Source organism: Streptomyces sp. NPDC005302 (assembly GCF_040607345.1).
Taxonomy (GTDB): domain Bacteria; phylum Actinomycetota; class Actinomycetes; order Streptomycetales; family Streptomycetaceae; genus Streptomyces.
Map to the genome: position 1 here is coordinate 73,576 of NZ_JBEXGN010000018.1, position 24,730 is coordinate 98,305.

21 protein-coding genes are annotated in these 24,730 nt (G+C 70.5%); 12 read left to right on the forward strand and 9 right to left on the reverse strand.

The window, feature by feature from the left end; genetic code table 11:
• Positions 1–24 precede the first annotated feature (24 nt).
• The 8 genes from ABZT74_RS24845 to pgi all read left to right on the forward strand — a co-directional run bounded on the left by ABZT74_RS24845 (position 25) and on the right by pgi (position 10,379).
• On the forward strand, positions 25–2,982 hold the full coding sequence (locus ABZT74_RS24845; RefSeq protein ID WP_356438203.1) for a M14 family zinc carboxypeptidase: 2,958 nt from the start codon (positions 25–27) through the stop codon (positions 2,980–2,982).
• A 193-nt stretch (positions 2,983–3,175) separates the two neighbouring features.
• Positions 3,176–4,186 carry a type I glyceraldehyde-3-phosphate dehydrogenase gene (gene gap, locus ABZT74_RS24850; protein ID WP_164375492.1) on the forward strand — a complete coding sequence of 337 codons (1,011 nt, stop codon included), beginning with the start codon at positions 3,176–3,178 and terminating at the stop codon, positions 4,184–4,186.
• A gap of 127 nt (positions 4,187–4,313) precedes the next feature.
• Entirely contained in the window at positions 4,314–5,525 is a 1,212-nt protein-coding gene (locus ABZT74_RS24855) for a phosphoglycerate kinase (protein WP_356438206.1), read from the forward strand.
• A gap of 5 nt (positions 5,526–5,530) precedes the next feature.
• Positions 5,531–6,307, forward strand: a complete 777-nt coding sequence (gene tpiA / locus ABZT74_RS24860; RefSeq protein WP_355869689.1) for a triose-phosphate isomerase — start codon at positions 5,531–5,533, stop codon at positions 6,305–6,307.
• 98 nt (positions 6,308–6,405) lie between these two features.
• On the forward strand, positions 6,406–6,642 hold the full coding sequence (gene secG / locus ABZT74_RS24865) for a preprotein translocase subunit SecG (RefSeq protein WP_107482916.1): 237 nt from the start codon (positions 6,406–6,408) through the stop codon (positions 6,640–6,642).
• Between the two features lie 235 nt (positions 6,643–6,877).
• Positions 6,878–7,213 carry an RNA polymerase-binding protein RbpA gene (locus tag ABZT74_RS24870; RefSeq protein WP_003957010.1) on the forward strand — a complete coding sequence of 112 codons (336 nt, stop codon included), beginning with the start codon at positions 6,878–6,880 and terminating at the stop codon, positions 7,211–7,213.
• Positions 7,214–7,400: 187 nt separating this feature from the next.
• Positions 7,401–8,654, forward strand: a complete 1,254-nt coding sequence (locus ABZT74_RS24875; protein WP_356438341.1) for an MFS transporter — start codon at positions 7,401–7,403, stop codon at positions 8,652–8,654.
• A 72-nt stretch (positions 8,655–8,726) separates the two neighbouring features.
• A complete protein-coding gene (gene pgi / locus ABZT74_RS24880; protein WP_356438209.1) occupies positions 8,727–10,379 on the forward strand; it encodes a glucose-6-phosphate isomerase in 1,653 nt (550 codons plus the stop codon).
• Between the two features lie 189 nt (positions 10,380–10,568).
• Here pgi and pgl read toward each other — a convergent pair whose 3' ends face one another.
• Genes pgl through tkt form a run of 5 tightly spaced genes read right to left on the reverse strand, consistent with a single transcriptional unit; the run spans position 10,569 to position 17,234 of the window.
• Entirely contained in the window at positions 10,569–11,351 is a 783-nt protein-coding gene (gene pgl / locus ABZT74_RS24885) for a 6-phosphogluconolactonase (protein ID WP_356438213.1), read from the reverse strand.
• Positions 11,348–12,469: a glucose-6-phosphate dehydrogenase assembly protein OpcA gene (gene opcA, locus ABZT74_RS24890; protein WP_355876358.1), complete on the reverse strand. Its 1,122-nt coding sequence runs from the start codon at positions 12,467–12,469 to the stop codon at positions 11,348–11,350. The genes pgl and opcA overlap by 4 nt, the downstream gene beginning before the upstream one ends.
• Entirely contained in the window at positions 12,466–13,989 is a 1,524-nt protein-coding gene (gene zwf / locus ABZT74_RS24895) for a glucose-6-phosphate dehydrogenase (protein WP_356178031.1), read from the reverse strand. Before zwf ends, opcA begins: the two co-directional genes overlap by 4 nt.
• A 4-nt stretch (positions 13,990–13,993) precedes the next feature.
• A complete protein-coding gene (gene tal, locus ABZT74_RS24900) occupies positions 13,994–15,112 on the reverse strand; it encodes a transaldolase (protein ID WP_356178030.1) in 1,119 nt (372 codons plus the stop codon).
• A 34-nt stretch (positions 15,113–15,146) separates the two neighbouring features.
• Positions 15,147–17,234 carry a transketolase gene (tkt, locus tag ABZT74_RS24905; protein WP_356438218.1) on the reverse strand — a complete coding sequence of 696 codons (2,088 nt, stop codon included), beginning with the start codon at positions 17,232–17,234 and terminating at the stop codon, positions 15,147–15,149.
• A 356-nt stretch (positions 17,235–17,590) separates the two neighbouring features.
• Between tkt and ABZT74_RS24910 the strand changes: the two genes are divergently transcribed.
• From ABZT74_RS24910 to ABZT74_RS24925, 4 genes are all read left to right on the forward strand, one after another.
• Positions 17,591–18,544, forward strand: a complete 954-nt coding sequence (locus ABZT74_RS24910) for a heme o synthase (protein WP_355876756.1) — start codon at positions 17,591–17,593, stop codon at positions 18,542–18,544.
• 93 nt (positions 18,545–18,637) lie between these two features.
• A complete protein-coding gene (locus tag ABZT74_RS24915; protein ID WP_355876370.1) occupies positions 18,638–18,994 on the forward strand; it encodes a hypothetical protein in 357 nt (118 codons plus the stop codon).
• Between the two features lie 127 nt (positions 18,995–19,121).
• A complete protein-coding gene (locus ABZT74_RS24920; protein ID WP_355876373.1) occupies positions 19,122–20,228 on the forward strand; it encodes an amidohydrolase family protein in 1,107 nt (368 codons plus the stop codon).
• Between the two features lie 77 nt (positions 20,229–20,305).
• Positions 20,306–21,070: a nucleotidyltransferase domain-containing protein gene (locus ABZT74_RS24925; protein ID WP_356438222.1), complete on the forward strand. Its 765-nt coding sequence runs from the start codon at positions 20,306–20,308 to the stop codon at positions 21,068–21,070.
• On the opposite strand, the gene ABZT74_RS24930 is transcribed toward ABZT74_RS24925, so the two are convergent.
• Genes ABZT74_RS24930 through ABZT74_RS24945 form a run of 4 tightly spaced genes read right to left on the reverse strand, consistent with a single transcriptional unit; the run spans position 21,057 to position 24,667 of the window.
• Entirely contained in the window at positions 21,057–22,064 is a 1,008-nt protein-coding gene (locus ABZT74_RS24930; RefSeq protein WP_356438225.1) for a COX15/CtaA family protein, read from the reverse strand. The genes ABZT74_RS24925 and ABZT74_RS24930 overlap by 14 nt on opposite strands.
• 58 nt (positions 22,065–22,122) lie before the next feature.
• On the reverse strand, positions 22,123–22,893 hold the full coding sequence (locus ABZT74_RS24935) for an ABC transporter permease (RefSeq protein WP_356438228.1): 771 nt from the start codon (positions 22,891–22,893) through the stop codon (positions 22,123–22,125).
• The gene (locus tag ABZT74_RS24940; protein ID WP_356178019.1) at positions 22,890–23,813 is read right to left on the reverse strand and encodes an ABC transporter ATP-binding protein; all 924 of its coding nucleotides are present in this window, start codon (positions 23,811–23,813) and stop codon (positions 22,890–22,892) included. Before ABZT74_RS24940 ends, ABZT74_RS24935 begins: the two co-directional genes overlap by 4 nt.
• A gap of 11 nt (positions 23,814–23,824) precedes the next feature.
• A complete protein-coding gene (locus ABZT74_RS24945) occupies positions 23,825–24,667 on the reverse strand; it encodes an AAC(3) family N-acetyltransferase (protein WP_356438231.1) in 843 nt (280 codons plus the stop codon).
• Positions 24,668–24,730 lie beyond the last annotated feature (63 nt).

The following is a 24,730-nucleotide window of genomic DNA, read 5'->3' on the forward strand; positions in this document are numbered from 1 at the left end:
GGCGGACCAGTGCAAGGGGGGCTCATGAGACGAAGAGCGAGCGCGATCCTCGCTACCGGCGCGCTCCTGCTGGGCGGTGCGGCCGTGGCGCCGATCGCCCAGGCGCAGAACGGCAGTTCGCCCGGGCCCGACGCGAACGCCGTCAAGGTTTTCCGGGCGGAGGTCACGAAGCAGCAGGTACCCCTGCTGCTCGCGGCCGGCCAGGACGGACACGAACTCGGCGACGCCACCTGGAAGAACGGGAAGAGCACGGTCGAGGTCTACGTCACCGACCGGCAGGCCGAGAAGCTGGAGAAACAGGGCGTCGAACTCACCGAACACACGCTCTCCGCCAAGGCCGAGAACCGCGTCGCCGACGCCGCGCAGGGGGTGTTCCGCCCGTACAGCGGGAAGGGCAACCTCCAGGAGGAGATCATCAGGACGGGTGAGGCCAACCCCGGCCTCACCAAGGTCGTCTCCATCGGCAAGACCCTCAAGGGCCAGGACATCCTCGCGCTCAAACTGACCAAGGGCGCGAAGAAGACCAAGGACGGCGCCAAGCCGTCGGTTCTGTACATGTCCAACCAGCACGCGCGCGAGTGGATCACCCCCGAGATGACCCGGCGGCTGATGCACTACTACCTCGACAACTACGCGACCGACCGGCGCGTCAGGAAGATCGTCGACTCGACCGAACTGTGGTTCGTGCTGTCCGCCAACCCCGACGGCTACGACTACACCTTCCAGGACGAGGACACCCGCCAGTGGCGCAAGAACCTGCGGGACGTCAACGGCGACGGTGTCATCGCCACCGGTGACGGGGTCGACCTCAACCGCAACTTCGCCTACAAGTGGGGCTACGACGACGAGGGGTCGTCCCCGAACCCCACCAGCGAGACCTACCGCGGCGCGAGCCCCGGTTCCGAGCCCGAGACGAAGGCCCTCGACGCCTTCGAGAAGCGCGTCGGCTTCACGTACGGCATCAACTACCACTCCGCCGCCGAACTGCTCCTCTACGGAGTCGGCTGGCAGGTGGCGACGCCGACCCCGGACGACGTGCTCTACAAGGCGCTCGCCGGAACCCCCGAGAACTCGGCGATCCCCGGCTACCACCCGCAGGTCTCCTCGGAGCTGTACACCACCAACGGCGAGGCGGACGGGCACGCCGGCAACGTCAACGGCACGGCGATGTTCACCCCCGAGATGTCGACCTGCCAGACCGCGTCGGACCTCGACCCGGACGACGCCTGGAACGCGGCCGACTGCGCCTCCGTCTTCACCTTCCCGGACGACGAGAAACTGATCCGGCAGGAGTTCGAGAAGAACGTCCCGTTCGCGCTCTCCGTGGCCGAGACCGCGGCCCACCCCGACCGGCCGTCCTCCTCGGTCGGCCTCGACGCGCCCGACTTCACCCCCGCCGCCTTCTCCACGTCGTACTCCCGCGGCGCCGACCAGGAGGTCTCCGTCGTCGTCCGCAGGTCGGTGCGCGACAAGGAGCTGAAGTACCGCGTCAACGGCGGTCGCACCGAGGACATGGCGCTCAAGCCCTGGAAGGGCGGGGAGACGTACGGCGGCGCCGACAACCTCTACTTCGACGAGTACCGGGCCAAGGTCAAGGACGGCGACCGCGGCGACAAGGTCGAGGTCTGGTTCACCGGCGAGACCCGGAGCGGCAAGCCCACCTCCGGCCCGCACTTCACCTACACCGTCGCCGACCGGCCCCGCGCCGACGTCCTCGTCGTCGCTGAGGAGGGCGCCACCGCGACCCAGGCCCAGACGTACGTCGACGCGCTGAAGGCCAACGGCAGGAAGGCGCTCGTCTGGGACGTCGCCACCCAGGGCGCGCCCGACGCGCTCGGCGTCCTCGGCCACTTCGGCACCGTCGTCCACTACACCGGCGCCCCGCGTCCCGGCAACGCCACCCAGCTCCAGCTCCGCGCCTACCTCAACGAGGGCGGCAAGCTGGTCGAGGCGGGCGAGCAGGCCGGCGGCAGCGTCGACCTCGGCGGCGGCACCCTCTCGAACGACTTCAGCCAGTACTACCTGGGCGCCTACTCCCGCACGTCCACCCCGGGCGCCAACGGCTTCACCGGATCGGGCCGGCTCGCCGGCGCCACCGGAGCCCTCGGCGAGGCCCCCGGCAACCCGCTGAACGCGGCGGGTACCTACGGCGTCACCTCGGACTCGCTGTCCGCCGCGCAGTACCCGCAGTTCGCCTCCAGCGCGGGAGCGGGCCAGTTCGCCGGGACCGTCAACCCGTACGGGCCCTACGCGGGCTCCTCCATGGCCGCCGCCGTCCACACCGACGACGCCTACAAGCGCCTCACCCGCACCGTCGACCTCACCGGTGTGACCGCGGCCGACCGGCCGACGCTGCGCTCCCAGCTCCTGTGGGACACGGAGCCCGGCTACGACCACGCGATCGTCGAGGTCCACACGACCGGCGCCGACGACTGGACCACGCTCCCGGAGGCGGGCGGCGCCACCTCGGCCACCGTCCCCGCCGAGTGCGAGGCCGGATTCCTCGCACGGGAACACCCGTGGATCCGGCACTACCTCACCGTGGACGCGTCCGGCTGCACCGCCACCGGCACCAGCGGGGCCTGGAACAGCCTCACCGGAGCCTCCAGCGGCTGGCAGCAGGTCTCCTTCGACCTGAGCGCGTACGCGGGCCGGTCGATCGAGGTGTCGTTCAGCTACATCAGTGACCCGAGCGCGGGCGGCCACGGCCTCCTCGTCGACGACGCCTCCCTCGTCGTCGCGGGCACCGCCACCGCCACGGAGGGCTTCGAGTCCTCCTTCGGCCCCTGGGCCGTCGCCGGACCGCCCCCGGGCAGCCCGGCCGTCCTGCGGGACTGGACGCGCACCGGAGAGCTCTTCAAGACGTACGGGGCGGTCACCACCCGCGACACCGTGCTCCTCGGCTTCGGCCTGGAGCACGTCACCGCGGCGGCCGACCGTGCGGCCCTGATCGGAAAGGCCCTCTCCGCACTGCGGCGCTGACTCTGCGTGACAAACGCGTGAACAGCGCGGGTGGTCCGTACCCCTACTGACGGGTACGGACCGCCCTGCCGTGTATGGCCCTACTCGATGTCACTCCGTGCGCCTCAGGGAGGTAGGGTCGTAGGCGGTCGGGGACATCCCATACAACTCGCCGACGTCCGCGTCGGCGCGTACCTAACGAGGAGATCGGTTCGTGACGATCCGCGTAGGCATCAACGGCTTTGGCCGCATCGGTCGTAACTACTTCCGCGCGCTGCTGGAGCAGGGTGCTGACATCGAGATCGTGGCTGTCAACGACCTGGGTGACACCGCGACCACCGCTCACCTGCTCAAGTACGACACCATCCTGGGCCGACTCAAGGCCGAGGTGTCGCACACCGCCGACACGATCACCGTCGACGGCCACACCATCAAGGTCCTGTCCGAGCGCAACCCCTCGGACATCCCGTGGGGCGACCTCGGTGTCGACATCGTCATCGAGTCGACGGGCATCTTCACGAAGAAGGCCGACGCCGAGAAGCACATCGCCGGCGGCGCCAAGAAGGTCCTCATCTCGGCTCCGGCCAAGGACGAGGACATCACCATCGTGATGGGCGTCAACCAGGACAAGTACGACGCGTCGAAGCACAACATCATCTCCAACGCCTCCTGCACCACCAACTGTGTGGCGCCGATGGCCAAGGTTCTGGACGAGAACTTCGGCATCGTCAAGGGCCTGATGACGACGGTCCACGCGTACACGAACGACCAGCGGATCCTGGACTTCCCGCACTCGGACCTGCGCCGCGCCCGCGCCGCCGCCGAGAACATCATCCCGACCACGACCGGTGCCGCGAAGGCCACCGCTCTGGTCCTCCCGCAGCTCAAGGGCAAGCTGGACGGCATCGCCATGCGCGTCCCGGTCCCGACCGGCTCGGCCACCGACCTCGTCGTGACCCTCCAGCGCGAGGTCACCAAGGACGAGGTCAACGCCGCGTTCAAGAAGGCCTCCGAGGACGGCGACCTCAAGGGCTACCTGGCGTACACCGAGGACCCGATCGTCTCCTCGGACATCGTCGGCGACCCGGCCTCCTGCACCTTCGACTCCTCCCTGACCATGGTCCAGGAGGGCAACTCGGTGAAGATCCTCGGCTGGTACGACAACGAGTGGGGCTACTCCAACCGCCTCGTCGACCTCACGGTCTTCGTCGGCGGCCAGCTCTAAGTCCCGGAGCAGGCACCTCGATGTGAGACAGGGCCCGGGCAGCGCAGAGCCGCGCTGTCCGGGCCCTGTGCCACGTACTGATCGATCCGCCCTCCCGGATCCGAAGAGCCTTCCTAGGAGACCTTTCATGAAGACGATCGACGAACTTCTGGCCGAGGGCGTGGACGGAAAGCGGGTCTTCGTCCGCGCCGACCTCAACGTGCCGCTGGCCGACGGAGTCATCACCGACGACGGCCGCATCCGCGCCGTCCTCCCCACCGTCAAGGCGCTCGCCGACGCGGGCGCCAAGGTGATCGTGGCCTCGCACCTGGGCCGCCCCAAGGGCGCCCCGGACCCGGCGTTCTCCCTGCTGCAGCCCGCCGAGCGCCTCGGTGAACTGCTCGGCGCGCCCGTCGCGTTCGCGCAGGACACGGTCGGCCCCGCCGCCCACGACGCCGTGAACGGCCTGGAGCCCGGTCAGGTCGCGGTCATCGAGAACCTCCGCTTCAACCCCGGCGAGACGTCCAAGGACGACACCGAGCGAGGCGAGTTCGCCGACCGGCTCGCGGCCCTGGTCGACGTCTACGTGGGTGACGGCTTCGGCGCCGTGCACCGCAAGCACGCCTCCGTGTACGACCTCCCGGCCCGCCTGCCGCACTACGCCGGCTACCTCATCGCCACCGAGGTCGGCGTCCTGAAGAAGCTCACCGAGGACGTCGCGCGGCCGTACGTCGTCGCGCTCGGAGGCTCCAAGGTCTCCGACAAGCTCGCCGTCATCGACCAGCTCCTCGGCAAGGCCGACCGCATCCTGATCGGCGGCGGCATGGCCTTCACCTTCCTCAAGGCCAAGGGCTACGAGGTCGGCACCTCCCTGCTGCAGGAGGACCAGATCCCGGCCGTCACCGAGTACATGGAGCGCGCCGAGAAGACGGGCGTCGAGCTGGTGCTCCCGGTCGACGTCGTCGTCACCCCCGGATTCCCGGACCTCAAGGCCAAGGCGTCCACCGAGCACACCGCCGTCGACGCGGACAAGATGCCCGCGGGTCAGCTCGGCTTGGACATCGGCCCGAAGACCGGTGCCCTCTACGCAGCCAAGCTCGCCGACGCCGAGACCGTGTTCTGGAACGGCCCCATGGGCGTCTTCGAGCACCCCGACTACGCCGAGGGCACCAAGGCGGTCGCCCAGGCCCTCGTCGACTCCAAGGGCTTCACCGTCGTCGGCGGCGGAGACTCCGCCGCCGCGGTGCGCACCCTCGGCTTCGACGAAAACGCATTCGGCCACATCTCGACCGGTGGCGGCGCCTCCCTCGAATACCTCGAGGGCAAGACGCTCCCCGGCCTCGCCGCACTGGAGGACTGACCTACATGAGCACGCGCACGCCGCTGATGGCGGGCAACTGGAAGATGAACCTCAACCACCTCGAGGCCATCGCGCACGTCCAGAAGCTCGCCTTCGCCCTGGCGGACAAGGACTACGAGGCCTGCGAGGTCGCCGTTCTGCCGCCCTTCACCGACCTGCGCTCCGTGCAGACCCTGGTCGACGGCGACAAGCTCAAGATCAAGTACGGCGCCCAGGACATCTCGGCGCACGACTCCGGTGCCTACACCGGCGAGATCTCCGGCTCGATGCTGGCCAAGCTGAAGTGCACGTACGTGGCCATCGGCCACTCCGAGCGCCGCCAGTACCACGCCGAGACCGACGAGCTCGTCAACGCCAAGGTCAAGGCCGCGTACAAGCACGGTCTGACCCCGATCCTGTGCGTCGGCGAGGAGCTGGACGTCCGCGAGGCGGGCAACCACGTCGCCCACACGCTGGCGCAGGTCGAGGGCGGTCTCAAGGACCTCCCGGCCGAGCAGGCCGAGTCCGTCGTGATCGCGTACGAGCCCGTCTGGGCCATCGGCACCGGCAAGGTCTGCGGCGCCGACGACGCCCAGGAGGTCTGCGCCGCGATCCGCGCCAAGCTGGCCGAGCTGTACTCCCAGGAGCTGGCCGACAAGGTCCGCATCCAGTACGGCGGCTCGGTGAAGTCCGGGAACGTCGCCGAGATCATGGCGAAGCCCGACATCGACGGCGCTCTGGTCGGTGGCGCGTCGCTCGACGCCGACGAGTTCGTCAAGATCGCCCGGTTCCGCGACCAGTAAGTATGCGGTAGCGGCGATTCGTCGTACCCTTGCGGGGGTCTGGTGCCCTGGCACCGGGCCCCCGTCGTCCATCCAGTTCCGAGGAAGTTGGTCCAGCCGTGGTTTTGGGGTTCTCGATCGCCCTGATCGTCTTCAGCCTGCTGCTGATGCTGCTCGTGCTGATGCACAAGGGAAAGGGCGGCGGCCTCTCCGACATGTTCGGTGGCGGCATGCAGTCGTCCGTCGGTGGTTCCTCGGTCGCCGAGCGCAACCTCGACCGCATCACCGTGGTGCTCGGCGTGCTCTGGTTCGCGTGCATCGTCGTGCTCGGCGTCCTCATGAAGATCAACAACTGATCGCCCGCCGACATCGGTACGCAGCACAACTGCACATAACGCAAGCACATTCCGCACGTAAGGCCCCATGTCCGGTACGCGCCCCCAAGCGCCGCCTATCATGGGGCTTGCGTCTAGGGGTGGGGATGTAACGCCAATCACTGGACGCGCGTTGGGCCTTACGTAGACTGAGGCGCTCGCAGCGAAGCGTCACGCCGACTCGCTTCGCGGCACCATCACGCAGGGAGTTACGACCGTGGCAAGTGGCAACGCGATCCGAGGAAGCCGGGTCGGGGCGGGGCCGATGGGCGAGGCCGAGCGCGGCGAGTCCGCGCCACGGCTGCGCATCTCCTTCTGGTGCTCCAACGGGCACGAGACGCAGCCCAGCTTCGCCAGCGACGCGCAGGTCCCCGACACCTGGGACTGCCCGCGCTGCGGCTTCCCCGCAGGACAGGACCGGGACAACCCGCCGGACCCGCCGCGCACCGAGCCGTACAAGACGCACCTCGCGTACGTACGGGAGCGGCGCAGCGACGCGGACGGCGAGGCGATCCTCGCCGAGGCGCTCGCCAAACTGCGGGGCGAGATCTAGGAGTTCAGAACCGGCCGGGCACCCAGGTGCCTGGCCGGAGCCGTTTCCGACGGCTCGCCGGCCGGGGCCCCGCCCCGTCGCCGGCCCTCGGCATGCCCGAATCCCCAGGTGGGACCCGGTTGTCAGTGCCGCCCCCTACGGTTCGTGAAGTGGCCGGACCAAAGGGGGCGTTGTGACGGCGGCGGAGATGACGGGGGTGGGGGCACCCGCGTGGCGCGGGGGCTTCGGGCGGCTGTGGAGCGCGGCCGTGGTGTCGCGCTTCGGGGACGCCCTGCGCACGGCCGCCCTGCCGCTGATCGCGGTCGGGCTCAGTGACGATCCGTTCGTCATCGCCTCCGTCACGGCCTGCGGCTATCTGCCGTGGCTGCTGTTCGGGCTGCTCGGCGGGGCGCTCGCCGACCGGGTGGACCAGCGGCGCGCCATGTGGGCCGTGGACACCGTGCGCGCAGTGCTGGTCGCCGCTTTCGCCCTGGCCGTCGGATTCGGGCACGCGTCGATCGGGCTGCTCATCGCCCTCGCCTTCACCCTGACGACCCTCCAGACCCTCTTCGACAACGCGTCCACCGCTCTGCTCCCGTCCCTGGTCGACCGCGCCGCGCTCGGCAGCGCCAACGCACGGCTGATGACCGGGCAGCAGCTCGCCGGCGGCCTGATCGCGAGCCCCCTGGTGCCGCTGCTGCTGACCGCCGGAGCAGCCCTGCCGTTCGCGGCCGACGCCGCCTCCTACCTGCTCGCGGCAGCGCTGGTCGCCTCCCTGCGCGTCCAGGGGCCGAAGCGCGCGCCGCGCCCGGGCGGCAGCACGCTGCGCAAGGAGGTGGGCGAGGGCCTGCGCACCCTGTGGGGAGACCGGGTCCTCCGGGCGACCTGCACGGCCACCCTGCTGTGCAACATCGGCATGGGCGCGCTCATCGGCACCCTGGTCCTGCACGTGACGCGCTGGCTGCACGCGGGGAACGCGGGATACGCGGCGGCGATGACGGCGTACTCGGCGGGCAGTCTCTGCGGCGGTCTCGTCGCCCAGCGTCTCGCCCGCCGGTTCGGGCGGGTCCGCGCCCTGCTGCTGGGCGGAACCGTGCAGACGGCCTCGCTCATGGTCATGGGCACGGTCCGTGAGCTGGGTGCCCTCGTCGTGGCCATGGCGCTGCTCGGCCTGATGAACATGGTGTGGAACGTCAACCAGGTCACGCTGATGCAGCAGCGCAGCCCCGCCGACATGGTGGGGCGCGTCAGCTCGGCGTTCCGCACCGCCTCGACCTCGGGCGCCCCGCTCGGTGCCCTGCTCGGCGGCGCCGCCGCGACCGTCTGCGGACTGAACGGACCGGCGCTGTTCGCGGCCGCTCTCTTCGCTCTCGCCGTCGTCTCGCTGATACCCGCGGTCCAGCGGGACGTATCTGTTGTTGAGCCGGAGGACGGCGTGACGACAGCTCACGTCCAGTCCTGATCAATTAGGTTGGAACCGGCAGCGGGGCAAGGCAGGCAAGCGCACACGCAGGAAAGAAGGCGGAAGTCCCAGATGAACGCAGACAGCCGTTCCCGGCTCAACCAGACACCCGAGTGGACCGCTCTCGCCAAACACCGCGAGGACCTCGCGGGCACCCACCTGCGGGACCTGTTCGCCGCGGACCCCGGTCGCGGCTCCGGCTACACGCTCCGGGTCGGCGACCTGCACATCGACTACTCCAAGCATCTGGTCGACGACCGGACGCTGGACCTGCTGCGCGAGCTGGCCGCCGCGACCGATGTGTTCGGGCTGCGGGACGCGATGTTCCGGGGCGAGAGGATCAACACGACGGAGGACCGGGCGGTGCTGCACACCGCGTTGCGGGCGCCGGCGGACGCGGTCGTGGAGGTCGACGGGGAGAACGTCGTCCCCCGCGTGCACGCGGTCCTGGACAAGATGGCCGGGTTCGCGGGGCGGGTGCGGTCGGGTGAGTGGACCGGACACACCGGCCGGCGGATCAAGAACATCGTGAACATCGGCATCGGCGGTTCGGACCTGGGTCCGGCGATGGCGTACGAGGTGCTGCGTCCGTTCACGGACCGGTCCTTGACGGTGCGGTTCGTGTCGAACGTGGACGGCGCGGACCTGCACGAGGCGCTGCAGGGTCTGGATCCGGCGGAGACGCTGTTCGTCATCGCGTCGAAGACGTTCACGACGATCGAGACGATCACGAACGCGACGTCGGCGCGGGAGTGGCTGCTGGAGGGCCTGAAGGCGGGTCAGGAAGCGGTCGCCCGGCACTTCGTGGCGTTGTCGACGAACGGCGGCAAGGTCGCCGACTTCGGTATCGACACGGACAACATGTTCGAGTTCTGGGACTGGGTGGGGGGCCGGTACTCGTTCGACTCGGCGATCGGCCTGTCGTTGATGATCGCGATCGGTGCGGACCGGTTCCGGGAGATGCTGGACGGTTTCCATCTGGTCGACGAGCACTTCCGTAATGCTCCGGCCGAGGCCAACGCGCCGCTTCTGATGGGCCTGTTGGGGATCTGGTACGGGAACTTCCACGACGCGCAGTCGCACGCGGTGCTGCCGTACTCGCACTACCTCTCCCGGTTCACGGCGTATCTGCAGCAGTTGGACATGGAGTCCAACGGCAAGTCGGTGGACCGTGAGGGCCGGCCGGTGGACTGGCAGACGGGTCCGGTGGTGTGGGGGACGCCGGGGACGAACGGTCAGCACGCGTACTACCAGTTGATCCATCAGGGCACGAAGCTGATCCCGGCGGACTTCATCGGGTTCGCGAACCCGGTGGGTGAGCTGAGCGAGACGCTCAAGGGGCAGCACGACCTGTTGATGGCGAACTTCTTCGCGCAGACCCAGGCGCTGGCATTCGGCAAGACGCCCGAGGAGGTCCGTGCGGAAGGGGTGCCGGAGGAACTGGTCGCGCACAAGACGTTCCGCGGCGACCACCCCACCACCACGATCCTCGCCGCCGAGCTGACGCCGTCCGTGCTGGGCCAGTTGATCGCCCTGTACGAGCACAAGGTGTTCGTCCAGGGAGCGGTCTGGAACATCGACTCCTTCGACCAGTGGGGCGTCGAACTCGGCAAGGTCCTCGCCAAGCGCATCGAACCCGCCCTCACGGAGGGCGCCGAGGTGCCGGGACTCGACGAGTCGACGACGGCCCTGGTCGCCACGTACCGGGAGCTGCGCGGGCGTTGAGCCCGCCGGCTGCCACAGGACGCGGGAAGCGGGCGGTGGGAGTCCGCCCGCTGCCCGTGCGCCCCTGCCTGTACGAGGGTGATCGTCCGGGACCCGACCGGGGCTGCTCCGCCGCCCCCGGACGCCGGAATGCCGAACGCCGGAGAAGCCTGGAATCTCGGCTTCTCCGGCGTTCGGCGTTCGTACCGGTCAGGCGGAGGCCGGCGGGTACAGGGAGCGCGGCAGCTGGGAGGCCGCCGCCGAGTCCAGCAGCCACAGGGTGCGGGAACGGCCCTGGGCGCCCGCAGCCGGGGCCTGGATCTCACCCGCGCCGGACAGGGCGATGGCGGCCGCCTCCGCCTTGTCCTCACCCGCCGCGAGCAGCCACACCTCGCGGGCGGAGCGGATCGCGGGCAGGGTCAGCGAGATCCGGGTCGGCGGCGGCTTGGGCGCGCCGTGCACACCGACCACCGTCCGCTCCGTCTCCCGCACCGCGGGCAGCTCGGGGAAGAGCGAGGCGACGTGGGTGTCCGGGCCGACACCGAGCATCAGGACGTCGAACTCCGGCACCGTGCCGTGGTTCTCCGGTCCTGCCGCCTTGGCCAGCTCGGCCGCGTACGCCTCCGCCGCCGCCTCGACGTCGTCGCCGTGCGGACCGTCGGACGTGGGCATCGGGTGGACCCGTGCCGCGTCCAGCGGAACCGCGTCGAGGAGGGCCGCGCGCGCCTGCGTGTCATTGCGCTCGGGGTCGCCCTCGGGGAGATAGCGCTCGTCGCCCCACCACAGGTCGAGGCGTCCCCAGTCGACGGCGTCGCGGGCCGGCTGGGAGGCGAGCGCGGCGAGGAGGCCGTTGCCGTTGCGTCCGCCGGTGAGCACGATCGAGGCGTAGCCGCGCGAGGCCTGCGCGTCCACGATCTTCGTGATCAGCCGGGCCGCCGCGGCCTGGGCCATCAGTTCCTTGGTGCGGTGGACGACGAGCTGCGGAGTGTTCACTCGGCGGCCGCCTTCTTCGCCGGAGCCTTCTTGGCGGGGGACTTCTTCGCAGTGGAGCCCGACGTCGCCTTCTTGGCCGCGGACGACGAGGTGGCCTTCTTCGCCGGAGCCGCGGCGGACTTCTTGGCGGCCGGAGCCGTCTTCGTGGCCGTGCCCGTCCCGCCCGAGGAGTTCTCCTCGGCGGCCTCGGCCTCCGCGTTGAGCCGGTCCACGCCGTAGCGCAGCGCCGAGGCGTAGGTGTCGTCCGGGTCGAGGCGGCGCAGTTCCTCCGCCATCAGCTCGGCCGTCTCGCGGCGCTTGAGCGCCACCGCACGGTCGGGCTGGCCCTCGATGGAGAGGGTGGCGAGGGAGCCGTCCGCGCGGTCCAGGACGATCGGGCCGCAGCTCGTCTCCATCCGCACCGCGGTGAGGCCCGGGCCGGCGGACAGCGAGCGCTTGACCGGGACGTCGAGCCGGTCCGCGAGCCACATCGCCAGCAGCTCGCAGCTCGGGTTGAACTCCTCGCCCTCCACCTCGACCGCGGCCACGTCGCACACGACCTGGTCCAGGGCCGCGGCCAGCATCGAACGCCAGGGCGTGATGCGGGTCCACGACAGGTCGGTGTCGCCGGGGGCGTAGGCGTCGGCGCGGGCGTTGAGCTCGCGGACCGGGGCCTCGGCGGCGTAGGTGTCGGTCACGCGGCGCTGGGCGAGCGCGCCGAGCGGGTCCTTCGCCGGGTCGAGCGGCGCGTTCACCGGCCACCAGACGACGACGGGCGCGTCCGGCAGCAGCAGCGGCAGGACGACCGACTGGGCGTGGTTGATCACCTCGCCGTAGAGGCGCAGCACCACCGTCTCGCCGGTGCCCGCCTCGGCGCCGAGCCGCACCTCGGCGTCGAGCCGGGACTTCGTGCGGTCGCGGGGCGAGCGGGAGACACGCTTGATGACCACGAGGGTGCGCGAGGGGTGCTCGCGCGAGGCCTCGTTGGCGGCCCTCAGGGCGTCGTAGGCGTTCTCCTCGTCGGTGACGATGACGAGGGTGAGCACCATGCCGACGGCCGGGGTGCCGATGGCGCGGCGGCCGAGCACCAGCGCCTTGTTGACCTTGCTGGCCGTGGTGTCGGTGAGATCGGTCTTCATGGGCGACGCCAGCTCCGTCCGTCTCGCTCGAGCATTTCGTCCGCCTCGACGGGCCCCCAGGTGCCCGACGCGTACTGCGCGGGCTTGCCGTGCTTGTCCCAGTACTGCTCGATCGGGTCGAGGATCTTCCAGGACAGCTCGACCTCCTCGGTGCGCGGGAAGAGGTTCGAGTCGCCGAGCAGGACGTCGAGGATCAGCCGTTCGTACGCCTCCGGGCTGGACTCGGTGAACGACTCGCCGTAGGCGAAGTCCATCGAGACGTCCCGGATCTCCATGGAGGTGCCGGGCACCTTGGAGCCGAAGCGGACCGTGACGCCCTCGTCGGGCTGGACGCGGAAGACGATCGCGTTCTGGCCCAGTTCCTCGGTCGCCGTGTGGTCGAAGGGGGAGTGCGGGGCGCGCTGGAAGACGACCGCGATCTCGGTGACGCGGCGGCCGAGACGCTTGCCGGTGCGCAGGTAGAAGGGGACGCCCGCCCAGCGGCGGTTGTCCACCTCGACCTTGATCGCGGCGAAGGTGTCGGTCTTCGACTTGGGGTCGATCCCGTCTTCCTGGAGGTAGCCGACGACCTTCTCGCCACCCTGCCAGCCGGCCGCGTACTGGCCGCGGACCGTGTCCTTGCCCAGGTCCTTGGGCAGCTTGGCGGCGCCGAGCACCTTGGTCTTCTCCGCGGCGAGCGCGTCCGCGTCGAAGGAGGCGGGCTCCTCCATGGCGGTCAGCGCCATCAGCTGGAGGAGGTGGTTCTGGATGACGTCACGGGCGGCGCCGATGCCGTCGTAGTACCCGGCCCGGCCGCCGATGCCGATGTCCTCGGCCATGGTGATCTGCACGTGGTCGACGAAGGACCGGTTCCAGATCGGTTCGAACATGGTGTTGGCGAAGCGGAGCGCCAGGATGTTCTGGACGGTCTCCTTGCCGAGGTAGTGGTCGATACGGAAGACCTGGTCCGGCGCGAAGACCTCGTGCACGATCGCGTTGAGTTCCTCGGCCGACTTCAGGTCGTGGCCGAAGGGCTTCTCGATGACCGCGCGGCGCCAGGAGCCGTTCGACTGCTCGGCCAGCTTGTGCTTCTTCAGCTGCTTGATGACCACCGGGAACGCGGACGGCGGCACCGACAGGTAGAAGGCGAAGTTGCCGCCCGTGCCCTGTGCCTTGTCCAGCTCGTCGATGGTGGAGCGCAGCCGGTCGAAGGCCTCGTCGTCGTCGAAGGTGCCCTGGACGAAGCGCATGCCCTGCACGAGCTGCTGCCAGACCTCCTCGCGGAACGGCGTACGCGCGTGCTCCTTGACCGCGTCGTGGACCTCCTGCGCGAAGTCCTCGTTGGCCCACTCGCGCCGGGCGAAGCCGACGAGGGAGAAGCCCGGCGGCAGCAGACCCCGGTTGGCGAGGTCATAGACCGCGGGCATCAGCTTTTTACGTGACAAATCGCCCGTGACGCCGAAGATGACCAGGCCCGACGGCCCCGCGATACGCGGGAGCCGTCGGTCTGCGGGGTCACGCAGCGGGTTGCTGCTCGACAAGGTTTCAGCCCTCCGAAGGGGCGAGGCGCTTGAGTTCCGCCTCGGTCGACTTGAGCAGGTCGTTCCAGGCCGCCTCGAACTTCTCGACGCCCTCGTCCTCGAGGAGCTGGACCACGTCGTCGTAGGCGATGCCGAGCTTCTCGACCGCCTCGATCTCGGCGCGGGACTGGTCGTACGTGCCGGCGACGGTGTTGCCGGTGATCTGCCCGTGGTCGTCGGTGGCCTCCAGGGTGGCCTCCGGCATGGTGTTCACGGTGTTCGGCGCGACCAGGTCGTCGACGTACAGGGTGTCCTTGTACGCCGGGTCCTTGACGCCGGTCGAGGCCCACAGCGGACGCTGCTTGTTGGCCTGCGCCTTGTCCAGGGCGGACCAGCGGTCCGAGGAGAAGACCTCCTCGTACGCCTCGTAGGCGAGCCGGGCGTTCGCCAGGCCCGCCTTGCCGCGGGCGGCCTTCGCCTCGGGGGTGCCGAGGGCGTCGAGCCGCTTGTCGATCTCGGTGTCCACGCGGGACACGAAGAAGGACGCCACGGAGTGGATCTTCGAGAGGTCGAGCCCGCGCTCCTTGGCCTTCTCCAGGCCGGCGAGGTAGGCGTCCATGACCTCGCGGTAGCGCGCCAGCGAGAAGATCAGCGTCACGTTGACGCTGATACCGAGGCCGATGACCTCGGTGATCGCCGGCAGACCCGCCCGGGTGGCCGGGATCTTGATGAGCGTGTTGGGGCGGTCCACCAGCCAGGCCAGCTGCTTGGCCTCGGCGACGGTCGCGTGCGTGTTGTGCGCCAGGCGCGGGTCGACCTCGATCGAGACCCGGCCGTCCTGGCCGCCCGTCGCGTCGAAGACGGGCCGCAGGATGTCGGCGGCGTCGCGGACGTCCGCCGTCGTGATCATGCGGATGGCTTCCTCGACGGTGACCTTGCGGGCCGCGAGGTCGGACAGCTGCTGGTCGTAGCCGTCGCCCTGGGAGATCGCCTTCTGGAAGATCGACGGGTTGGTGGTGACGCCCACGACGTGCTGCTGGTCGATCAGTTCCGCGAGGTTGCCGGACGTGATCCGCTTGCGGGACAGGTCGTCCAGCCAGATCGCGACGCCTTCCTCGGAGAGGCGCTTGAGTGCGTCTGTCATGGAAATTGCATCTCCTACGTGTCGTATGTCGGCGTCAGCGCTGGGCTGCTGCGATCGATTCACGGGCGGCGTCGGCGACGTGCTCGGCAGTGAAGCCGAACTCGGCGAACAGCGTCTTGGCGTCGGCCGAAGCGCCGAAGTGCTCCAGCGAAACAATCCGTCCGGCGTCCCCGACGAAGCGGTGCCAGGTGAGACCGATACCGGCCTCCACCGAGACGCGCGCCTTCACCGACGGCGGCAGGACGCTGTCCCGGTACCCCTGGTCCTGCTCGTCGAACCACTCCACGCACGGCATGGACACGACCCGCGTGGGGATGCCCGCGGCCTGGAGCCGCTCACGCGCCTCGACGGCCACGTGCACCTCGGAGCCGGTGCCGATGAGGATGACCTCCGGCGTGCCGCCCTCGGCCTCGAACAGCACGTATCCGCCCTTGGCGGCGTCCTCGTTCGCGTCATACGTCGGCACGCCCTGACGGGTCAGCGCCAGACCGTGCGGGGCACCCTTGCCGTACACCTTCGTGTACCGCTTCAGGATCTCGCGCCAGGCGATCGTCGTCTCGTTCGCGTCCGCGGGACGGACGACGTTCAGGCCCGGGATGGCGCGCAGCGAGGCGAGGTGCTCGACCGGCTGGTGCGTCGGGCCGTCCTCACCGAGGCCGATCGAGTCGTGCGTCCACACGTACGTCACCGGCAGGTGCATGAGGGCCGACAGGCGGACCGAGTTGCGCATGTAGTCGGAGAACACCAGGAAGGTGCCGCCGTAGACACGCGTGTTGCCGTGCAGCGTGATGCCGTTCATCTCCGCGGCCATGGAGTGCTCGCGGATGCCGAAGTGGATCGTGCGGCCGTACGGGTCGGCCTCCGGGAGCGGGTTGTCCGCCGGGAGGAACGAGCTGTTCTTGTCGATCGTGGTGTTGTTCGAGCCGGCCAGGTCGGCGGAGCCGCCCCACAGCTCGGGGATGACCGGGCCGAGGGCCTGGAGCACCTTGCCGGACGCGGCACGGGTGGCGACGCTCTTGCCCGTCTCGAACGTGGGGAGGTGCTCCTGCCAGCCGGCGGGCAGCTCGGTCGCGGCGATGCGGTCGTACTCGGCGGCGCGCTCCGGGCTGGCGGTGCGCCAGGCGGCGTAGCCCTTCTCCCACTCGGCACGGGCCTCGCGGCCGCGGTCGAGCGCCTGGCGCGTGTGCGCGAGGACCTCGTCGGCGACGTCGAAGGACTTCTCCGGGTCGAAGCCGAGGACGCGCTTGGTGGCCGCGACCTCGTCGTCGCCGAGCGCCGAGCCGTGCGCGGCCTCGGTGTTCTGCGCGTTCGGCGCGGGCCAGGCGATGATCGAGCGCATCGCGATGAACGACGGCCGGTCCGTCACCTTCTTCGCGGCCTCGATGGCGTCGTAGAGGGCGTTCGGGTCGAGGTCGCCGTCCGGCTTCGGGGCGACCCGCTGGACGTGCCAGCCGTACGCCTCGTAGCGCTTGACGGTGTCCTCGGAGACCGCGGTCTCCGTGTCGCCCTCGATCGAGATGTGGTTGTCGTCCCACAGCAGGATCAGATTGCCGAGCTGCTGGTGCCCCGCCATGGAGGACGCCTCCGCGGAGATGCCCTCCTGGAGGCAGCCGTCACCGGCGATGGCGTAGATGAAGTGGTCGAACGGTGACTCGCCCTGCGCGGTCTCCGGGTCGAACAGGCCGCGCTCGTAGCGGGAGGCCATCGCCATGCCCACGGCGTTGGCCACACCCTGGCCGAGGGGACCGGTCGTGGTCTCCACCCCGGGGGTGTGCCCGTACTCCGGGTGACCGGGCGTCCTGCTGCCCCAGGTCCGGAAGGCCTCGAGGTCCGCCAGCTCCAGGCCGAACCCGGCGAGGTAGAGCTGGGTGTAGAGGGTCAGCGACGAGTGGCCCGCGGACAGCACGAAGCGGTCGCGCCCCACCCAGTCGGGGTCCGCCGGGTCATGCCGCATCACCTTCTGGAAGAGGGTGTACGCGACGGGCGCGAGGCTCATGGCCGTACCGGGATGGCCGTTTCCGACCTTCTGTACGGCATCGGCGGCCAGGACGCGGGCGGTGTCGACAGCCCGCTGGTCCAATGCGGTCCACTCGAGGTCTGTGGTGGTCGGCTTGGTGCTCACCCTGGGTCAGGGCTCCTCTCCACATGTCACACATGTCGAATTGCCGGTGCACTGGGCGCCCCGGCCGTTGTCGAGCCTACCCCCGTAAGTACGTGCGTTTTTTCGAGTCATTCCAGACTGCCGGGACTCTTCGGGATCCGCCTCCCGACTGGGCCGTTCCGTGTTCGACACGTGAATACGGAGCCGCTCGTCCGAGTGCTCAATCGAGTGGCGGCGGGCTCTTCCAGCGGCACCTCCCAAACACGAGCCCACCCCCGCGAATGCCGGGGTCTGGGCAACGTCTACAGTGGCGTGGTACGCGCGAGCCTTTACGGGGAGTTCACACCCGGGGGCTTGCTGGGATGTCTCTGTCAGGGGTGTGCGTGACGGCCGTCGAATCCCGTCCACCGGGTGTTCTCGGGACGAGCAGCAGCCGGGGTCAGCGGCCATTCGGGGCCCGTGTCAAGGCGTTCGTGGCGCTGACCAAGCCGCGGATCATCGAACTGCTGCTGATCACCACCGTTCCAGTGATGTTCTTGGCCCAGCAGGGTGTACCCGACCTGAAGCTGGTGCTCCTCACCTGCCTCGGCGGCTACCTCTCCGCGGGCGGCGCCAACGCGCTCAACATGTACATCGACCGCGACATCGACGCGCTCATGGAGCGGACCTCGCAGCGCCCGCTGGTCACCGGCATGGTGAGCCCCCGCGAGTGCCTGGCCTTCGGCCTTTCGCTGGCCGTCGTCTCGACGCTGCTGTTCGGCCTGACCGTCAACTGGCTGTCCGCCTGGCTGTCGCTCGGAGCGCTCCTCTTCTACGTCGTCGTCTACACGATGATCCTCAAGCGCCGTACGTCGCAGAACATCGTGTGGGGCGGCATCGCCGGCTGCCTGCCGGTGCTCATCGGCTGGTCGTCGGTCACCGACTCCCTGTCCTGGGCGCCGGTCATCCTCTTCCTCGTCATGTTCTTCTGGACGCCGCCGCACTACTGGCCGCTGTCCATGAAGGTGAAGGACGACTACGCGCGCGTGGGCGTCCCGATGCTGCCGGTCGTCGCCAGCAACAAGGTCGTCGCCCGCCAGATCGTCATCTACAGCTGGGTGATGGTCGCGGTCTCGCTGCTGCTCACCCCGCTCGGCTACACCGGCTGGTTCTACACCGTCGTCGCCCTCGGCGCGGGCGGGTTCTGGCTGTGGGAGGCCCACGGTCTGCAGAACCGGGCCAAGGCCGAGGTCGCGGGCGGCAAGCTCAAGGAGATGCGGCTCTTCCACTGGTCGATCACCTATGTGTCGATCCTCTTCGTCGCCGTCGCGGTGGACCCCTTCCTCCGCTAGACGCCTTCTTCGTCCGACGGGCGGGGTGCCCGTGGCCAAGGCCACGCACCCCGCCCGTCGCCGTTTGATCTACCCGTCGGTAGCATCCTGCTCATGGCAGACACCGAGCAGATCGACGAGACCCCCGGCACCGCCCAGGACCGCAAGGCCGAGCGGGTGGCCACCCGGCTCGGACGCGAGATCGACGCCTTCGCCAAGGCGCACGGCGGGACCGAGGCGCAGATCGCGTACATCGGCGAGCGCGGCGCCCGCATCGTGCTCGTCGGCGAGGACGGCGGCTGGGGCGACCTCGTGGCGCCGAGCGTCGCCGTCGCCGAGGACGCCGTGAAGAAGGCCGGCGTCACCGTGCACGAGACGTTCGACGGGGAGTTCGCGGCCAAGGTGAGGACCGGCCCGTACGAGTGGAAGCGCATGGCCGGCATCCAGCTCGGCGGACCCTCCAACGGCTGACCCGTCACCCGTCGCACGGACGGCCGACAGACGTCGGCTGTTCGCACGGGGTGTGCGCGGCCAACACCTGACACCCGCTTCACCCGTTAGGACCTGAAAAGGAACGGTCCAGTCGCGGGGAGTCCGGATGATCGAAACGCCGTCCCTGGTGGACCAGTACTGCCACGGCGTACTGCGGACGGAGCTGGGCCTCGGCACGTTCGAGGCCCACCTCGCCAGAACCGAGGGGCCCCCGGCCCCCGGCACCACCTTCTTCGACACCCAGACCGGCTTCGCCGTACGCCGCTGGTGCCCGCCCCTGCTCGGTCTGGAGCCGCACTGCACGCCCGCCCGCTATCTGGCGCGGCGTCGCGAACTCGGTGTGCTCGAATCGGGCCGCAGACTGCTGCGCGGCAGCGGCATCACCACGTATCTCGTCGACACCGGACTGCCCGGCGACCTGACCGGCCCGGGCGAGATGGCCTCCACCGGAGCGGCCGGGGCGCACGAGATCGTTCGCCTCGAGCTGCTCGCCGAACAGGTCGCCGACACGTCCGGAACCGTCGAGTCCTTCCTCGCCAACCTCGCCGAGTCAGTCCACGGAGCCGCCGCCAACGCCGTCGCCTTCACCTCGGTCGCCGGGGTGCGGCACGGTCTGGCGCTCGCGCCCGAACCACCGGGGCCCGGCGAGGTCCGGGGGGCGGCGGGCCGCTGGCTGGCCGGCCGCCGGGTGGGCGGCCCGCTCTCCGATCCCGTCCTGCTGCGGCATCTGCTGTGGATCGCGGTCGCCTCGGGCCTGCCGCTGCAACTGCACGCCGGGCTCGGCGAGCCCGGCCTGCGCATCGACCGCACCGACCCCGTCCTGCTCACCGACTTCGCCCGCGCCACCGCGGGACTCGGCACCGACCTGGTCCTGCTGCACGGTTACCCGTACCACCGGCACGCGGCGCACCTCGCCGGGGTCTTCCCGCACGTCTACGCCGATCTGGGCGCCGCCCTGGTCCGCACCGGAGCGCGGGCGGCGGCGGTCCTCGCCGAGATCCTGGAGCTGGCCCCCTTCGGCAAGCTGCTCTTCTCCAGCGGAGCCCACGGCCTGCCCGAACTCCACGTCATCGGCGCCCGCCTCTTCCGCGAGGCACTCGCCCGGGTCCTCGGCACCTGGGTCGCGGAGGGGGCCTGGTCGCTGGCCGACGCCCAGCGCGTCGCGGGCCTGATCGCGGCGGGGAACGCCCGGCGGGTGTACGCGGTGGAGTGACCCAGAAGCCCGGAAGCAGCGGTACTCCGGTGAAGGGCGCCCTTCACCGGAGTACCGCCCGGGCCCAGACTGTGCGGATGACCGATGACGCCACGGCCCGGCTGCTCGACCGTTTCCTCGACGGGCTGGGGGCCCTGGCCCCGGTCGCCGTCTGGGCGCACGGCTCACTGGCCGGCGGCGACTACCGCGAGGGGCGCAGCGACCTCGATCTCATCGCCGTACTGGCGGAGGACCCCTTCCGGCTGCCCACCGCCCGCGCACTGGTCGGACTGCACCGCCGGCTCCGGGCGGAGCCACTGGCCCGCAAACTGCACTGCAGCTATCTGACACCCGCGACGGCGGCCGATGCCGAGCGGTCGCACCTGACCTGGGCGCACGACGGCCCGATGAGGCGGCCGGTCACGCCGGTCACCCGCTGCGAGCTGCATACCTTCGGCCGCGTCCTGCACGGCGCGCCGCCGGAGGGACTGCTGCCGCCCGTTTCCGGGCGCGAGCTGCGGGCCTTCGTCGTCGGGGACCAGAAGGAGTTCTGGCGTCCCGCCGTGGACAAGGCCCGGCTGTGGCGGCAGGACGTGTGGGTCGACCTGGGCACGATCACGCACGCGCGGGCGACGGCCACGCTGCGGGAGGGGCGGCTGATCACCAAGCGGGAAGCACTCGACCTGCTCCCCGGACTCGGGGCGCCGCGCGACCTCGTCGACGACATCACGGCACGCCGCTACGGGGAGCCCGCGCCGACCACCCCGGCCTGGACGCGCCGCCGGGCCGAACGCACGAGAAGCTACCTGGGGCCCGCGATCGACTCGCTGGTGGCGGCCTACGACACCGCTACGCGCGCGTGAGGGCCGATTCCGTCGCCGGACCCGGGACGTCCGCCACGATCTCCGGGCGTTCGCGCAGGGCCAGCAGGACACGCATGACCCCGATCCACACCAGGCAGGAGCCGAGCATGTGGAGGGCGACCAGGGCCTCGGGCAGATCGGTGAAGTACTGCACGTAGCCGATGATCCCCTGGGAGAGCAGGATCAGGAACAGGTCCCGGGTGCGGTGCAGGGGGCCGCTGGGCGCGTCGACCGCCTTGAGGACGAACCAGAGCGCGAACGTCAGGGTCACCACGATCCACGCCAGCACGGAGTGCAGCTTGGCGACGTTCTCCCAGGTCACGTGCATCCGGTCGACCTCGCTGGAGTCGCCCGCGTGCGGGCCCGCACCGGTGACGACCGTGCCGACCGCGATCAGCAGGACGGCCGCGACGACCAGGAACCACACGAGCTGCTGCACCGACTTGCCGACCAGCGGACGGGGTTCCCCGTCGCCCTCGCGGGTGCGCTGCCACATGAGCGCGGCGACGGTGATCAGCGCGGTGGACAGCAGGAAGTGGGCGGCGACCGTGTAGGGGTTCAGGCCGACCAGGACGACGATGCCGCCGAGCACCGCGTTGCTCATGACGATCCAGAACTGTGCCCAGCCGAGCCGGGTCAGGCCGCGCCGCCACGGCTTCTGCGAACGGGCGGCGATGATCGCCCACCCGACGGCCGCGCACAGCACGTACGTCAGCATGCGGTTGCCGAACTCGATGGCGCCGTGAAAGCCCATCGCACTGGTCGCCGTGAGCGAGTCGTCGGTGCACTTGGGCCAGGTCGGGCAGCCGAGGCCGGAGCCGGTGAGCCGGACGGCACCGCCGGTGACCACGATGACGACCGACATCACGAGCGCGGCGAGCGCCGCGCGCCGCACCGTGCGGGTCGTCGGGGTCCAGCGGTCGGCGATGAGGGCGAGCGGGTTGCGCACCGCGCTGAGGGCGTCGGCTCGGGTCAGGTTCGGCACGCGCACCATCGTAGGGGGCCGCTTGTGCACGCTTTCACGAGGGTCCGGTTCACCGGAGTCCACCCGATTACTCCCAGCGGAAGAACTTCCCGGCCGCGCCGAGCCCCACGACTCCCCACACGGCGAGGATCCCGAGGTCGGCCCAGGGCATCGAGGCACCGTGCTGGAGCACGTCCCGCAGCCCGTCGGACAGGGCCGAGATGGGCAGCAGGCCCAGTACGTCCTGGACGCCGGCCGGGAACTTGTCCATCGGCACGATCACCCCGCCGCCCACCAGGAACAGCAGGAACACCAGGTTGGCCGCGGCGAGCGTCGCCTCGGCCCTGAGGGTGCCCGCCATCAGCAGCCCGAGGCCCGAGAAGGCCGCCGTGCCGAGGACCAGCAGGAGGAGCACGGCGAGCGGGTTGCCGTGCGGTGACCAGCCCAGCGCGAAGGCGATCACGGTCAGCAGGATCACCTGGAGGATCTCCGTGACCAGTACCGCAGCCGTCTTCGCGGTCATCAGGCCCCAGCGGGGGAGCGGGGAGGCCGCCAGCCGCTTCAGCACGCCGTAGCGCCGCTCGAAGCCCGTGGCGATCGCCTGTCCGGTGAACGCGGTGGACATCACGGCGAGCGCCAGGATGCCGGGGGTGAGGAAGTCGACCGCCTCGCCCGCGCCGGTGTCGACGATGTCGACCGTGCTGAACAGCACGAGCAGCAGGGTCGGGATGACGACCGTCAGGAGGAGCTGCTCGCCGTTGCGCAGCAGCATCTTCGTCTCCAGCGCGGCCTGCGCGCCGATCATCCGGGGCAGCGGTGAGGCCCCCGGCTTCGGGGTGTACGTCCCGGCGGTGGTCATGAGCGCAGCTCCTTGCCGGTCATCTCCAGGAAGACGTCTTCCAGGGTGTGGCGTTCGACGGAGATCTTCTCCGGCATCACGCCGTGCTGGGCGCACCAGGACGTCACCGTCGCCAGCAGCTGGGGGTCGACCTTGCCGCCGATCCGGTAGGCGCCCGGGGTCAGCTCGGCCGCCGTGCAGTCCGCCGGGAGGGCCTTGAGCAGGGAGCCCACGTCGAGTCCGGGCCGGCCGCTGAAGCGCAGGGTGTTCTCGGCGCCGCCGCGGCACAGCGCCTCGGGCGAGCCCTGGGCGATGACCTTGCCGGCGTCGATGATCGCGACGTCGTCGGCGAGCTGCTCGGCCTCGTCCATGTAGTGCGTGGTGAGGATGACGGAGACGCCGTCCGACCGCAGGTCGCGCACGAGGTCCCAGGTGGCGCGGCGGGCCTGCGGGTCGAGGCCCGCGGTGGGCTCGTCGAGGAAGACCAGCTCGGGCCGCCCCACGACCGCCATGGCGAGGGCGAGGCGCTGCTGCTGGCCGCCCGACAGCCGCCGGTACGTCGTCCGCCCGCAGCCCTCCAGGCCGAGTCGCTCGATGAGCGCGTCCACGTCCAGCGGGTGGGCGTGCAGTTTCGCGACGTGGCGGAGCATCTCGTCGGCGCGGGCGCCCGAGTAGACGCCGCCGGACTGGAGCATCACGCCGATGCGGGTGTGCAGCTGCCCGGACTGCCGGACCGGGTCGAGGCCGAGGACGCGTACCGTGCCGGAGTCCGGCTTCCGGTACCCCTCGCAGGTCTCGACCGTGGTCGTCTTGCCGGCGCCGTTGGGTCCGAGTACGGCGGTGACGCCCGCCGTGGCCACCAGGTCGAGGCCGTCCACCGCGGTCTTCGTTCCGTACCGCTTCACCAGGGCCTGGACCTGGACCACGGGCTCGCTTCGCATGAGGCGCAAGTCTAGGGACGCCGCCGCGACCCGGAACCGCCGGGGGCGGAGCCCACCTCGACGTACAGGTCCCGGGGCCGGTGCAGCGGGAGCCACCGCTCCGCGTACGCCACCGCGTCGGCCACCGGGAACAGCCGTGCGGTGGCCGCGCCCACGGCGCCCCGGACGACCGGACGGTCGCGTTCGAAGTCGGCGCCCAGCTCCGCGAAGAGCTCGGAGGTGATCGACACCTCGCGCACGGTCCGCCAGCCCTCGGCCGACGGGCGTCCGATCTCGACGACGGGGGAGGGCACCCGGTACTCGGCCAGGTGGAAGGTGGTGCACGTGTCGTAGCCCGCGCCGAGAAGGAGGACGCGGGCGCCGCAGGCCTCCAGCCGCGCCAGCGGGCTGCGCTCGCCGAGCCGGCAGTCGGTGGCGTGCCCCTCGACGATCCGCGCCGCGCCCGGGCCCAATGCCGCGAACGAGGTCTCGGGGTGGGCGCTGCGCAGGGCGCCGGGCCAGGTCCGGACGGTCTCGGGGATCACCCCGACGCCGCGGGAGGGCGTCACCCGGGGGTCGTAGGCGGGCATGGTCGCCCGGATGGTGGGCCACCAGTCCTCGGGAACCGGCGGATTGCTCCACAGGGCCGGGTCCGAGAGGTCGCCGGACTGCGTCGGCACCACCAGAGTCCCGTCCGGACCGAGCGCGTCGAGCAGTCCCTGGACGAGGGTGACGGGCCCGCCGTTGACCCATCCGAGCGAACTCAGCGAGGAGTGCACGAGCAGCGTCTCGCCCGCCTGTACGCCGAGGGTGCGCAGGTCCGCGGCCATGCTGTCCCGGGTGACGAGTGGGCCGGTCGGAGGGGGTGTCGACATGGTTCCGGAGTCTCCCCGAGAGGCGGTCACGGCGCCACCGAATTGATCGATCAAAGATCGTTC